Genomic DNA, 13,855 nt, shown 5'->3' with positions numbered 1-13,855 from the left:
ATTTTATCATGCGAGCAAATCTTATACAATATTTATTTTGAATTATTCATAGATTTTTTGGTTTTATACGTAATTCTTAACCTGCAAACCGAAAATTACCCATATATTATATTTGTTTAATGATAATTCTATTAACAATCAATATAATACTTCCTATATATGTCAATAATGTAATTAAAACAACAAAAATTCCTTCGAAACCAACATGTTTTTCCTTACAATAAAAAAATACCGATTCCAAAAAGGATATCGGTATTTTATCTGCACCTACTTATTTTTCATTTTTAAAGCTTTCATCCAGTCTTCTTCTAATTCTGTTGACAATCCCCAGCCAGGCAGTACCTCACCGAGATTATCCATTGTTACATTTTTCTTAGAAACTTGAAGCTCATCCTGTGCAATCAAATAAGCTTCTAGATTATAAGTTTTTGGTGTTTCTTCTCCAGCTATTTTTTTAGCTACCAATCGCATGTTTAATGCACCAATTAATTTCGGGTCTACTGCCGCTGTATATTTCCATGGGCTTCCATTTTCTTTCATCAATTGCAAATCTGAGTTTGATACGTCTATTCCATAAATCTTTACTTCATCTCTGCCTGCCTCTTTAATTGCTTCTACTGCGCCGATTGCAAAAGCATCCCACGTTGCAAAAATAGCATCAAGTTCACCCTTCGGGTGTTTCTTTAGCATCTCGGCTACAGCAGCCTTCGTTTCCCCAGATGTGTCCGCAGAGGCGACTCCAAATCTTTCAATTTCCTTGATCCCCGGGTTCTTCTGTAATTTTTCTGTATAAACAGCATTTCGTCTGACCATTGGCGGGAATCCATCCACCCATAAATAAGCGATATTGGCCTGCCCATCATAATCCTCAATTAATTGCTCGATAGCAAAAGTTGCTAATACCTCATCATTTTGAGATGTAAGCGTAACACCATCTATTTTTTCTAATTCTACATTTGAATCAAATGTAACAACACTCTTCCCTTTTTCTACTAACTTTTTTACACTTTCAATTGTTTCAGGATCATCTCCATGAGAAATAATAAACCCATCATATCCTTCTTCTAAAGCTTTATTGATTTCATTATGAAACTTTTGGCTATCCCCATCTGCAGAATAAACATCCACTTTCAACCCCATTGCCTCGCCCTCTTCTTTAGCACCTGCAAGAAATTGCTTTGTATGGTCATCCCCGCCTATTTTGCGAATTACCTTAATTTTTACGTCTTTTGCATCTTTAAATTTTTCTGGTACATTTTCAAGTGATACTTCACTGTCGGTTTGGCTTTTTTCTTTTTCCACAACTTCTTTATCACTTTTGCTTGAACATCCTGCCAAATATATGATTAATGCAAGAAAACCAATGATTAGTAACTTTATTTTGCCTTTCTTCATCTTCTCTTCTCCCTTATTAAGCAATATGAATCCCAATTTATATTTGTAGACATACTCAATAGATCAATTGCTTTATTGGACTTTAAAATGCTTAACTAAGCTTTCTAATTGTGCTGAAAGTGCTTTAAGTGATTCAGAGCTCTGAGCGATCGTTTCCATTGAAGCCACCTGTTGTTCTGCAGAGGCTGATGCTTCCTGAACACCTGCAGCAGATTGTTCAGTTACAGCTGATATCTCTTCACTAAACGCACTTAATTGTTCACTCCCTTGTTGAATTTGATCTAAGTTGGCAGATACTTGGTCAATCTGTTGAACCATCATTTGAACTAAATCCGAAATCGTATGAAAGGTCTCACCTGTTGTTTTTATTTGTTTATTGCCGATCTCTGACTGTATTACACCGTTTTGAAGTGTTTCTACAACAAGCTTAGAATCATTTTGAATATCTTGTGTAATATGTGTGATGTCTTGTACAGAGTTAGATACCTGTTCAGCTAGTTTACGAACTTCATCTGCAACAACCGCAAATCCCTTTCCAAATTCCCCCGCTCTAGCAGCTTCAATTGCTGCATTTAACGCAAGAAGATTTGTTTGTGCAGCGACATCCTGAATCACATGAACCAATTGGTAAATATTATCGTTTTTCATATCCAGCTTAACAACTTTATCCATCGATTCAGTTACAATTTGACTGATTTTCTCTATTTGATGAACGGATTCATTCATTAATTTTCTGCCCTCATGTGCTTTTACTAGCACTTCATCAGAAGCAGCTTTTAAATTCTTACCTGCTAGATCAGCTTGTTTTATCTGTACATTCACATCTTCAACTGCTCTGGCGGATTCAGACGCAGAGTTTGCTTGCTCCTCCGCTCCATATGCTAATTCATGCATGGTCGTCGCAATTTGTTGACTTCCTTGTTTCACTTCCTCCGACGAAACAGTCAGCTCATCACTCTGTTTATTAACAAATCCAGAAACATTGACAACTTCTGTAACAATTTTATGTAAACTGTTTTTCATTTCATTTACAGATTTCGCTAAAACACCGATTTCATCTTTACTATTTAATTCAATAGATGGGATAGATAAGTTTCCTTTCGATATTTCATCTATTCTATTTGTAACTAATCGTAAAGGTTTCGCTATCATTCTAGTAATAAATAGTGCAGCCCCAATTCCTAATATTAACGAAATAATAATACAAGTAATAATCGTAATAACTGTTTGGTCAAATACCTTTTCTGAATCCTTCCCAGCCTGCTCAGCACCCATTGTATTAATGGAAACAAGGTGATCCAAATTTTGTTTCATCGAATCAAATGCCATCGCACTTTTTTTGAAATAAAGATAGGCAAATTCCGCTTTTCCTTTGTCACTAAGCTTAAGTGTCTCCTCATTTACCTTTATGAAGAATGCCCACTTATATGTTAATTCATCGAAATTTTCCTTTGTTTCTTTTGAGGTTAAAAGCTTTTTATAGGAAGCCATCGTAGTCTCAGCTTGATCTATAAAATTCTTTCTTTCTTTTTTAAGCATTTCTTTTTCTTGCCCGTCATCGGACTGGATATATCTTAATGATAGGGTAATAACATGTTCAGTTTGAAAGCCTATCGAGTTGATTAGCTCTACTGAAGGCATCCACTCATCAACAATGGAGGTTGTCTTTTCTTGCATATGAAACATTCTATTGATTGCCACGAGAGCGAATACAACGAGTAATACCAGTACAACCCCAAACCCAGTCATTATTTTTTTACCAACGCTTAAATGTTGCATATATACGTCTCCTCCCACACAAAACCACATAAGTACAATTGAAATTATTGTTTAATACCTACAAATATAACATAATTTAGTCAAAAACACATATTTTTTTGAAATTCTCTGTTTCTTTTTACTCAGGTTATCGAATAAGCTGCTTTATCTATTTCACTTGGTTGAAATTTTTTTTCGTGAATAGGTCGAATTTTCTATACTTTTATTCAAATCACTTTGTCTTTTTCGCTGGAGATAATCATTTAGATTATAAAAAGGTTGTGCATGTAAGTGAATATAAAATCAGGCTATCTTGATCAATTTAAATAATTATCACAGTTTAAAAGTCACAAAAGTTATGTCCATCGGCAGCAGCATTTCTCACACCACTTTTAATGAATGATTGCTAAAACGAATGCACTTGACCTTAACGGAACGGAACCTGACTAGACCACTGCCAACTGCCCTTTGTACAGGTAGTAAAATATTTCTTTTCTATAGCCAAATGTATAGAAGAATTCTAGAGAATGACAATCACAGCAGCTTACCTTCAACCGAGAAAACGAAATTAAACAGGTTGCCATTACTCACCATTCTTTCCTTTAAAACCAGCACATTCGATAAATGAAATCAGCTGTAAAAGCAGGAACCCTATCGCGTATTATTATAAAATCCTGCATGAAAATTTGAAAATCTCTATTTTGAATTACTGTATGAGTTTGGATTTTCTACAGAGACCTAGAGTTTCGAGCTTTAATGACCAAAAAATGATAGTAAAAATTATTTGGACATTGAAGGAAGTTCTTATTTGCTATCTGAGGCTACAATTTATGTTAACCATAATTAATTTAGGTTGACATTTTAATTATTATTCTATTAATCTTAATTTATATTCATTCAATATTTGGAGGGAATTTAATGAAAAGACAGCTAAGTGCTATTGAATTAACAATTGCAGGAATGTTTGTTGCACTTATGTGTATTGGCGCAAATATTACCTCCATTGTTCCATTTATGGTTGTTGGAGGGGTCCCTATTACACTGCAGACTTTCTTTGCTATTTTAGCTGGAGCCATTCTTGGAAGCCGTTTAGGTGCTATCTCCATGCTTGTCTATGCTTTTATCGGATTAGCTGGAGCCCCAGTTTTTGCTAAATTCGGCGGCGGAGTTGGCCATTTGCTAAGTCCAACTTTTGGTTTTATTATTTCATTTATTTTTACCGCTTATTTAACGGGGAAATTAATTGAGCGGAATAAAAGTGTTTCAATTTACATAACAGCTGCTTTAGTTGGGATGACAGTTAATTATTTATTCGGAACCAATTGGATGTATTTTGCTTATAAGCTTTGGGCTGCTGCACCTGAAGGCTTTACCTATCATATGGCTTGGCTATGGATGATTCCGCCACTGCCAAAGGATATCATTCTTGCTGTATGTGCTGGTTTAATGGCCCATCGAATGGAAAATCGTGTACTATCTCGAAGTCAATTCAGAAAACTACAGCGAACGAATTAAAATGGAGGAGTAAAAAATGAGATATTGGGATGATCTTGCAGAAAAAGTACTACAAGGGTTTGAGCTATCAGATGTTGAAGCAATGAAAATATTAGAATGCCCAGATGAGGAGCTTTTGTCTCTTTTACAAAGTGCTTTTAAGATACGTTATCACTATTATGGAAAATTGGTAAAACTCAATATGATTATTAATACAAAATCTGGTCTTTGTCCGGAAAACTGCGGGTATTGCTCACAATCAAGTATCTCAAACGCACCGATCGAAAAGTATCGAATGATGGATAAAGCATCCATTGTCAAAGGCGCAAGCCATGCTCATGAATTAAATGTTGGTACCTATTGCATTGTTGCTAGCGGCAGAGGCCCTTCTAACAAAGAAATTGATGAGGTGGTCTCGGCAGTAAGAGAAATTAAAGAGCAGTTTAGTATGAAAGTTTGTGCTTGCTTAGGATTGCTACAGCCAGAGCAAGCAGCAAAACTAAAAGAAGCGGGGGTTGATCGATATAACCATAATATCAATACCTCAGCAAACCATCATGAAAATATTACTACCTCCCATACGTATCAAGATCGAGTAAATACGGTTGAATTAATTAAGCATGCTGGAATATCCCCTTGCTCAGGAGTAATCATTGGGATGAAAGAAACGAAGGAAGATGTGATAGCGATGGCAAGAAGTTTAAAAGTCTTGGATGCTGATTCTATCCCAGTTAACTTTCTGCATGCAATTGATGGAACACCGCTTGAAGGAACGAACGAATTAAATCCAAGATATTGTTTAAAGGTACTTTGCTTAATGCGCTTTATCAATCCAACAAAAGAGATTCGCATTTCAGGCGGTCGCGAAGTCAACCTCCGCAGCCTGCAGCCATTAGGACTTTACCCTGCAAATTCAATCTTTGTAGGTGATTATCTTACAACAGCTGGCCAAGAAGAGACTGCCGATCACCAAATGCTGATAGATCTTGGCTTTGAAATAGATTATGGATCTGCCAGAAACAAACTTGACAGCAAGATTTCTCCTTTACTTTAGAGTTGACTTATCCTTCGACGTCTTGAAGTAAGCATGTGTCATGATGAACAGGTTCTTTAACATCAGGCAGCAAAAAAAAGCAAGTGACAAAACCTGAAATAGGGTTTGTCACTTGCTTTTTTGAGCGGATTTTTCAAAAATAATGTTGGTTTCATAACCGAATGGACTTTTGTACTCATAGCTTATCTGTCCTTGATATAATTAGTTAGTTTTTTTTCACGTTTGATTCCCGCGTAACTCCCATCTTGGACTTTTCCTACACTTTTAAATCCAAGTCGATGATAATATTCGTTAAGCTTATGGTTAGATGCCTGACAGTCTAATCTAATTCTATCTTTCCCCTTTTTGATTGCCATCTTTTCACATTCAACTATTATTCTTGTCCCAACATTTCGGATCTGCATATCACTTACAAAGTTGTGGATATAGTAACTTTTTGAACGATCCATACTCCATCGCCTATCTTCTTCTAATAAGACAACAGCACCTGCTACCTTGCCTGAAAAACTGTCTTTCATAACATAAAGCTGCTCCAATGTCACCTTCTCTTCAAAATATTCCTTCGGATATGAATCTAGATAGTTTGTCTTATTCCATTGGCTTATTTCATTTTTATCCATCCACTTTATTCGTTTTATAATTAACCCATATACTTCTTCCACATCTCCATATTTTGCTTTTATAAAAATATAATTTTCCATACTCACCATCTTTTTCGAATTAATATAAAAAACCTTTCCTATTATACCAATTAGTTAAAATCACATGTACTTAATATACTCTTTTACACTTGATCTTTAAAGTCGAGCTTTCTTTAATTTGTTGACTATGCTGCGTCACTTAATTGGAATCATTGTTCGGCAGGAAGCGATGATTGCTTCGAGATAGCTTATTCCAAAACCTAGTTCTCCTTTTCAAATCTTGAAATACACTTTAGCACTATCTATCAAATTCTCAAAAACATTTAATAAGACGATTGTACCGGCATATATAACTAACAATTAACAAATACTAGTAGATATTTATGAATTTATGATAATTTATCCATAGATATAGGGGACATAACATGGAAGGCTTGATCCAAAACTTAGATTTATCAGCTAAAGGCATTTGGTTCCCTATTTTATTGGGAATTATTTCTTTATTATATATGCTGTTTTATGCCAAAACACATTAGCTGGAAAGTAACATACCTTACTTTTTGTGTAGGCGGATTTATCGCAATCTTATTCGATGTAATTATCATGTCAGGTTGGATAGATGTATTTGACTTGGGGCAGGCAAAGTTACCGGGACTTGGGGATTTAATTTGTTACAGCGTGATTGCTCCATGTTATGCAGTCATATTTCTTAATTACTATCAGCCAGAAAGAAAATGGATGCCGGTTGTCCTTTTCACCTTATTATCTTTTTTATCTGAATGGATGCTTGTTAAAGTTGGATATATGAAATTAAAGGGTTGGAATACATGGTGGCCTCTCCCTGTATACTTTTTGATCTTTGGTTTTTGGCTACCTTTGCATATAAGACTAATCAGAAAAGCATCAGAAAACTAAGTTTCTGAGAAACGAGTGATTATATGACCAAAAATCCTTTTCCTCCACCTGAAGTCATGTTTTTTGGCATATGAATAACAGCTTTCTAAGGCTCAAGTCTTAGTGGAAAATCATTCCAGAGCCTTTTTAGCCCTTCTCCTATTTCATTTACTATAAATGTAAGGAAGTCATTAGAGGAGGACTAAAAATGAAAAGTTTATTATTCACTAGTTCCATACTGGTCAGTTCATTCGTTTTGGCAGGCTGCAGCGAAAATGCCATTACTAAAGAAGATCAAGCCAACGTCCTTATTGAAAGGGACAAGGCAGAACAATTAGATGTGTCGTTGAACATTTCGGTTGGGAAATTAGACGTTTCAGAAGGCACAAAAGAATGGGTCGAAGGAGAGCTTGAATATACTTCTGATAAATTGAAGCCTAAAGTGTCCTATAAACAAACTGGAAAAAAAGGAAAGATCCTAATCGAACATCCAAATAAGAAATTTACTGATTTTAAAGGTACAAATATAAAAAGCAACTGGGATCTTCAGCTTTCAAACGAAGTTCCAATTGATTTAATGGTCAACACAGGTGCCTCTGAATCACATCTTGATTTGCAGGGATTACAATTAAGCAGTCTGAATGTGAATGTAGGTGTTGGAGATACAACCATAGATCTTAGAGGGGATTGGAAGCAGGATTTTAATGTTCAATTATCAATGGGTGTTGGGAAATCGACCATTATTTTACCTAAGGACGTCGGCGTTCAGATTAAATCTTCCAAGGGCATCGGTCAATCCGAATTTAGAGGCTTTATTTCAATGGGGGATGATGTTTATATAAACGAGGCTTACGAAGATGCAAAGGTGAAAATTATTGTCAACGCAGAAATGGGCATTGGAAAAGCTGATTTCATTATTGAAGAATAACTTATTCATCCAGAATTGTATGTTTATTAATAGAAAACAAAGCCATATTATAGATAGAGTCTAGCATTTGGAAAGGAGTAAAATAGGATGGAATCTCTCCCTCGTGAACAGCTTATAACTAACATGCAAAATTCGTTTCAGACTTATATAAATCAATATGGAGTGGATCATATTGGTATCTTTGAGGAAGAAGGTCAGGATGATTATTACTATCTAGGCTATACAGTTAAAAAGGCGGGAAAAACCTATCATATTCACAGCCCATACAGAAAAGATAGTCATGGCGATCTTTCACCTATTGTAAACGAATGGACAATCGAATCGGATGAACCCCAAAAACAAGATCTTAAAGGGTACCACAGCTTAGATAGCGCATTGCGTGACATATAATTAAAATTCAGTGGAGGATTACATATTCCTCCACTTATTGTTAGTTAAACAACTTTCAAATGATAATATACCTATTATTGTTTAAAATACTGTCTTTCAGTTTCAGCACAAGCTGTTGGGAATGGATTATTCCACAAAAAAACATCCATTCAAGTACTGATTTTATATCTTTTTAACAAATTCTGATTTTAACTTCATTGCCCCAAATCCATCAATCTTGCAGTCAATATTATGATCCCCATCAACTAAACGAATATTTTGTACCTTTGTGCCAATTTTTAATATAGAGGAGCTCCCTTTTACTTTAAGGTCTTTAATTATGGTAATTGTATCCCCATCATTTAAAACATTCCCATTTACATCCTTAATACTCTTATTCTCTTCTGTATGATCACTATCAGAGATTAAAGTCCATTCATGAGCACACTCTGGACAAACAAAAAGACTCCCATCCTCATATGTATATTCAGAATTACATTTTGGACAATTTGGCAAACCTGACATGATTAATTTCCCCTATTCATTATTATTTTTCTATATTTAGCCTTCATGCTATTTAGTCTCATCTATTTAATAGACTATCTGCATTCTCTCATATCTTACAATATAATCTGATATAAAAATAGATAGCCACTCTGGCAAAAACAATACTTAGCAATGTTAAAAAATCTGTTGATGCAAACTTTATATTGGGGAAATAAACTTATCGATTTTAAAATTAATTATTTCACAAATTTACTAAGCAACAAAAATAATGTTTAAATCACTAACATTATTTTTGTTGCTTCCAGCTAAATTAATTTATAATTCTTATGATTAACAACTGTTTTAATTGGTTCATCCGTTTTAGAATTCACACCAATTTCTACAATTACTGAGTTTTCACGAAGGACTATTACTTTTCCTTGTTTCCCTTTTGCCTCCCCTTTTAAGATTTGAATGATATCTCCCATACCAGGTTTTTTGGAGCTCCTTCCTTTCCCATCTTGTTGTTTATTCATTTCTTCAACCATCTTGCAGCCCCCTTCTCATACAATTAAGTAAGTAAATCGAATACTTCATTTTTAGTATGACCAAATTTCTTCCCTATACAACTCTATACAAAATTGCTTCACAAATTATCTTAAAGCAAAGAAACAAAAAGTCTCTTTAATGAAAATGACTTTTGTACTATAATAAAAGCAATAGCAAATCAATTGAAAAATTGAGACGCAAAACCACAGGTCTAAGGTAGCAATACTATGATGGCTGGGTTGCCGTATTTACTCTTACTTAAGATAAATCGTAAAGGAGCTTTACCTATGTTTAAGAAAACCTTTCTCGCACTTCAGTTTATTTTTCCTCTGCTTTTAACTCAATGCTTTCCTACAATGGGACAAGCACAAAACCCATTATTAGATGTTAATAGTTATCAAATTTATTACGGGCATGTTGATGATCTGAAAGCGAAACAGCTTGGCAAAAAGGATATGGTTGTTATCGAGCCTCATGAAACAACAAAGGAACACGTTGCTGAATTGAAGAAAAAGGGCACAATTACACTCGGTTATATTAGCATTATGGAATTGCAGGATTGGGATGAAGAGTTTGTCGCCAATGTGCAAGAAGATGACTATTTAAAGGTTAACGGAGAAAAGGTTTATGTTGAGGATTGGGATACATATTTAATGGATATCACCAATAAACATTATCAGCAATTATTGCTTAATGAAATTGAAGAAGAAATTGTTAAAAAGCAGTTTGATGGGATCATTCTAGATACAGTAGGGGATATTGACGATTTCTACGGTGATGACGAGGAATTGGCTACCCACCTTCGTAATGGATATGTCGAACTTCTTCAAGCCATAACAAGTAAACATAAAGAATTGCTTCTGCTCCAGAATTGGGGATTCGAAACTTTGAAGACTGCTTCAAAGGATTACGTCGATGCAATTATGTGGGAAGGCTTTAATAAAGAGCGTTTAACTAATAGCAAATGGGGACAGAATTGGATAAAATATTTCCAAACCCTCCAAAAGGAAGAAAACATCGCTGTATTTACTGTAGCTCCTAATAAAAGCAGTGCTAATTACAGTGTTAAGCAAGGCTTTGTTTCATACGAAAACAAAAATAGCATCTATAATTAATAATAAAGGTCAGCCTTACTTTCCAAAGGCTGACCTTTAATTGTATAAGATTAAGATGCATAATCCCCGCTGTACTGAACAAGGGATACATCTTTTACCCCTTCAATATTTGATAGCTTATGAACAAATGCGGTGTTATCGACTTTAAGCTTAATCTTCAACGTTAGCTCTGTCCAATTATTACGAACAATTTTCGATTTCAAATCATAATTGAATTTAACAAGCTGTGCTTTAATCTCTTCGTATGCCTTTTCATCATAATGAATAACAATCAAATAGGTATCATCCTTCCATTTCTTTTTTGAAAGAATAAAGACGGCAATCGAAATAAAAATAGATCCAAAAATGGCTACTGGGTATACATTTGCTCCAATTGCAATACCAGCAGTAATCGCCCAAAACAAAAAGACGATATCCAACGGATCCTTTAATGCTGTACGAAAACGTACAATACTAAGCGCACCAACCATCCCTAAAGATAGAACGATATTCGTACTGATAGTCATAATAACAAGAGATGTAATCATAGTCATTAAAACAAGTGTTACATTAAAGTTATGACTGTAAACAACACTCCGAAACGTCTTCTTATACACATAATAAATAAATAAACCGACAATAAATGAAGCAAGGGTTCCAAAGAAAATTTCTAGAATCGACACGCTTGTAAATGTATCTGCGTTTAAAATACTTTTTTTGATAATGTCGTCAAAATTAATCCGATCACTCATATATATGTTTCCTCTCTACTCTATTGCTTATAATAGGTCATGCCTGCTTCCCGGCAAATAACGTACTTAGAAATGGCCGAACGCTGATGGCTATCGAGCTGAAGAATATCTCGAATATAGTCAGGCAAATAAGAATTAAATTTCACTTCCATAATCATTAATGGTTCATTCAGTGCTTCAATGGTAACCATATCTTTTTCAAAGATATCGATTGAATTAATAGCAGCACTTAAATACTTATCAAAGGTTATTCTTACATCCTCAATATTTTCCATATAAGCCTCTCTTACATAATCGACAATGATTTTAGGAGACATATGCTGAGTCCTCATAAATAGGTAAAAGTCCTTTGCAGCGCTTGTTTTTTTATCCAGCAAAAAATCATAATCCCACATTAATAACCGCTCATATTCGTCCCTAGAAATGGATATGGATTCTTTGTTTATCATTTCTCCATAACGATTCTTTTTTTCTAGTTTGATGATTTGATCACTTTGATTATAAATGCGGACCCGAAACTTTTTCCTCTTGTAAATGCCATAATTCTTCTCGAATAAATCACTATCATACACATTATCAAAATAAAGACTTCGAATGTGATAACCCTCTTCATTCACCATATTCTCGTCTTTTTTCAACACTATCTGTAATTTTTTTCTTAAAATTTCATACTCACTGACATTAATATAAAACTTCAACTCATGCCGTAACTTTTTCATCCTTTACTTCCCTTTAGTATCATTCATTAATGATAATTTTTTTGACCCCAAAATACTTTGTTCCATCTTCGTCCTCGTATAAATCAAAGGCAGTTTGCACATTCCCCTTTGAGTCTTTTGCAATCACCCGCCAATAATAAGTTCCTTTAGGTAATTGATAAGTAAATTCTGTTTCAATCATATCGTTTTGTTCATGAATGATATGCGTAAATGACGGGTCAGTACTAATTTGCAGCGTATAAAATAAATCATCACCTTGGATATCATAAGATGGATCCCATGTAAAAGTATAATGCTTATTCTCAACTTCTCGATCATCTAAGAAAAATGGCATCGGTTTCTCGAGATTTTTGTAGTAAATTTCCTTATTAATCAGTGATTCATTTACAATTCCATAATATACATCATCATATTCTGCTATCTCTATATCTAAAAAATCTTTATCTGGTGAATTTTTCACAAATTGACTTACTGTTGGATAGTACTCATCTAATAATTTCTTTGTGTTTTCCGGGTTAATAATAGATGTAAGATCTTCAATTTTCTTTGATAATACTTCTACATTTTTTGAATCCTTGAAGAATCGTTTATGAAGAACTGACCCCCAATAATTTGATAAACCATCCTGCCAATCTGCCAGATCAGAATGCTGTTCCACAGTAGGTGAAGACCTCCAAGCCCCATCATAATCCCAAGGGAGAAAGTACCATTTTTCTGAATTAGAAGGACAATACAAATAAAAGTTCTGTGTTGTTACATCACTATTTCCCATAAGGATGTTTGTTGCTACCCAAGTTAAATAGTTTTCTTTATCAAAATGCTTCTCAACTACCTCATTAATATTCAACGAATAATTGTTTACATCATCTAACATAGCTAGTAATTTACGGTTGTCATTGCTCCCTTTGTTTTCTAATATCTTTTCAAATTCCATTTTATTAAATGCTGAATCCGTTTCTAGTTTCAATTGGTCAGGATAGCGGAAAAACTCAAAATTCGTAGCTTTATAGAGATTTCCATTAGAATCGAGCCCATGCGCTGCAAGAAAGCGTTCATTCGCCTGTTCAATCTGTGTGTACAACCCGTAGTCTACAAATGTTCCTTTCGAATCTTTATTCGTTAAATCCTTAACATATAAATGAACAAACTGTGTACGCATACTTGTCAAACCAGGAATTTTCGTGAAATAATCAAACGAAAGCTTATTGCGTACTCTTGAAGCATCATATGGATGTTTATTTAAATTTAACGTTTTTTGACCTCTCCAGAGTCCAGCGCTATCAAATAATTTTATTTTGAACGATTTTTGGGCAGCGACTCGAGTAGATTTTCCCCGCAACTGAATAGATGCATTCATTTCTGTTTCGTCAAAACCGAACAAGCCCTCTTTGATCCCTTTCTCTGTCCCTTCCTGAATCATAATATCCAGTTTTGGAGAGGTTGTATCGCTATTATGGATACTATACCAATTATTTAACTCATAAAAAGAGGCTTCATTTTCATTCCCAATGGTAATGTAAAAAGTAACCACAGAATCCTTTTTATCAAATTCATATAACCTTTCATCCTCACCGAATGCTTTAGCCTCACTGTTTTCATGAATTTGCTCCACTCCATTTATTTCTTCTTTAAGTGGTGAAGGATCTTTCGAACATCCTGAGATCATCAGCATGAGAGTGATTAGAGATAACCATACTGTATATTTTTTCATCTTTCCAATTC

Annotated in this window: 14 protein-coding genes and 1 riboswitch; of the genes, 6 read left to right on the top strand and 8 right to left on the bottom strand. The window is 34.5% G+C overall.

Annotated features, from left to right (window positions below):
- Positions 1 to 267: 267 nt before the first annotated feature.
- Both ASU02_RS07095 and ASU02_RS07090 read right to left on the bottom strand, forming a co-directional pair.
- Positions 268 to 1,395, bottom strand: coding sequence for a sugar ABC transporter substrate-binding protein (locus ASU02_RS07095; protein WP_057762423.1), 1,128 nt, complete (start codon positions 1,393 to 1,395; stop codon positions 268 to 270).
- A gap of 72 nt (positions 1,396 to 1,467) precedes the next feature.
- Complete coding sequence (locus ASU02_RS07090) at positions 1,468 to 3,174, bottom strand: HAMP domain-containing methyl-accepting chemotaxis protein (protein ID WP_057762421.1); 1,707 nt, start codon at positions 3,172 to 3,174, stop codon at positions 1,468 to 1,470.
- An 897-nt stretch (positions 3,175 to 4,071) separates the two neighbouring features.
- Here ASU02_RS07090 and ASU02_RS07085 point away from each other — a divergent pair.
- Positions 4,072 to 4,668: a biotin transporter BioY gene (locus ASU02_RS07085; protein WP_057762419.1), complete on the top strand. Its 597-nt coding sequence runs from the start codon at positions 4,072 to 4,074 to the stop codon at positions 4,666 to 4,668.
- A gap of 16 nt (positions 4,669 to 4,684) precedes the next feature.
- Positions 4,685 to 5,701: a biotin synthase BioB gene (bioB, locus tag ASU02_RS07080; RefSeq protein ID WP_057762417.1), complete on the top strand. Its 1,017-nt coding sequence runs from the start codon at positions 4,685 to 4,687 to the stop codon at positions 5,699 to 5,701.
- 182 nt (positions 5,702 to 5,883) lie between these two features.
- Here bioB and ASU02_RS07075 read toward each other — a convergent pair whose 3' ends face one another.
- Complete coding sequence (locus tag ASU02_RS07075) at positions 5,884 to 6,402, bottom strand: GNAT family N-acetyltransferase (RefSeq protein WP_198317415.1); 519 nt, start codon at positions 6,400 to 6,402, stop codon at positions 5,884 to 5,886.
- A 459-nt stretch (positions 6,403 to 6,861) separates the two neighbouring features.
- Here ASU02_RS07075 and ASU02_RS07070 point away from each other — a divergent pair, with 459 nt between their 5' ends.
- The 3 genes from ASU02_RS07070 (at position 6,862) to ASU02_RS07060 (ending at position 8,554) form a co-directional block, all read left to right on the top strand.
- On the top strand, positions 6,862 to 7,257 hold the full coding sequence (locus ASU02_RS07070) for a hypothetical protein (RefSeq protein WP_131237749.1): 396 nt from the start codon (positions 6,862 to 6,864) through the stop codon (positions 7,255 to 7,257).
- A 187-nt stretch (positions 7,258 to 7,444) separates the two neighbouring features.
- Positions 7,445 to 8,164 carry a toast rack family protein gene (locus tag ASU02_RS07065; protein WP_057762411.1) on the top strand — a complete coding sequence of 240 codons (720 nt, stop codon included), beginning with the start codon at positions 7,445 to 7,447 and terminating at the stop codon, positions 8,162 to 8,164.
- Positions 8,165 to 8,251: 87 nt separating this feature from the next.
- Entirely contained in the window at positions 8,252 to 8,554 is a 303-nt protein-coding gene (locus ASU02_RS07060; protein WP_057762410.1) for a DUF5634 family protein, read from the top strand.
- Positions 8,555 to 8,716: 162 nt separating this feature from the next.
- Here ASU02_RS07060 and ASU02_RS07055 read toward each other — a convergent pair whose 3' ends face one another.
- Both ASU02_RS07055 and ASU02_RS07050 read right to left on the bottom strand, forming a co-directional pair.
- On the bottom strand, positions 8,717 to 9,058 hold the full coding sequence (locus tag ASU02_RS07055; RefSeq protein WP_057762408.1) for a zinc ribbon domain-containing protein YjdM: 342 nt from the start codon (positions 9,056 to 9,058) through the stop codon (positions 8,717 to 8,719).
- A gap of 287 nt (positions 9,059 to 9,345) precedes the next feature.
- Positions 9,346 to 9,567, bottom strand: a complete 222-nt coding sequence (locus ASU02_RS07050; RefSeq protein WP_057762406.1) for a DUF2187 family protein — start codon at positions 9,565 to 9,567, stop codon at positions 9,346 to 9,348.
- 163 nt (positions 9,568 to 9,730) lie between these two features.
- A riboswitch (cyclic di-GMP riboswitch) is annotated at positions 9,731 to 9,815 on the top strand.
- A 40-nt stretch (positions 9,816 to 9,855) separates the two neighbouring features.
- On the opposite strand from ASU02_RS07050, the gene ASU02_RS07045 reads away from it, so the two are divergent.
- The gene (locus ASU02_RS07045) at positions 9,856 to 10,683 is read left to right on the top strand and encodes an endo alpha-1,4 polygalactosaminidase (RefSeq protein ID WP_057762404.1); all 828 of its coding nucleotides are present in this window, start codon (positions 9,856 to 9,858) and stop codon (positions 10,681 to 10,683) included.
- A gap of 50 nt (positions 10,684 to 10,733) precedes the next feature.
- Here the strand turns inward: ASU02_RS07045 and ASU02_RS07040 are convergent, their stop codons facing one another.
- Genes ASU02_RS07040 through ASU02_RS07030 form a run of 3 tightly spaced genes read right to left on the bottom strand, consistent with a single transcriptional unit; the run spans position 10,734 to position 13,844 of the window.
- Positions 10,734 to 11,414 (bottom strand): DUF4956 domain-containing protein, encoded by a 681-nt coding sequence (locus ASU02_RS07040; protein ID WP_057762402.1) that lies wholly within the window; start codon positions 11,412 to 11,414, stop codon positions 10,734 to 10,736.
- A gap of 20 nt (positions 11,415 to 11,434) precedes the next feature.
- Entirely contained in the window at positions 11,435 to 12,133 is a 699-nt protein-coding gene (locus ASU02_RS07035) for a polyphosphate polymerase domain-containing protein (RefSeq protein WP_057762400.1), read from the bottom strand.
- A gap of 19 nt (positions 12,134 to 12,152) precedes the next feature.
- Positions 12,153 to 13,844: a CotH kinase family protein gene (locus tag ASU02_RS07030; protein WP_057762398.1), complete on the bottom strand. Its 1,692-nt coding sequence runs from the start codon at positions 13,842 to 13,844 to the stop codon at positions 12,153 to 12,155.
- Positions 13,845 to 13,855: the final 11 nt, after the last annotated feature.

Origin of the sequence: Cytobacillus praedii (assembly GCF_001439605.1) — a bacterium.
Lineage (GTDB): Bacteria > Bacillota > Bacilli > Bacillales > Cytobacillaceae > Cytobacillus > Cytobacillus praedii.
Note: the sequence above shows the minus strand (reverse complement) of the source record. Positions and strands in the feature narration are given on the sequence as shown.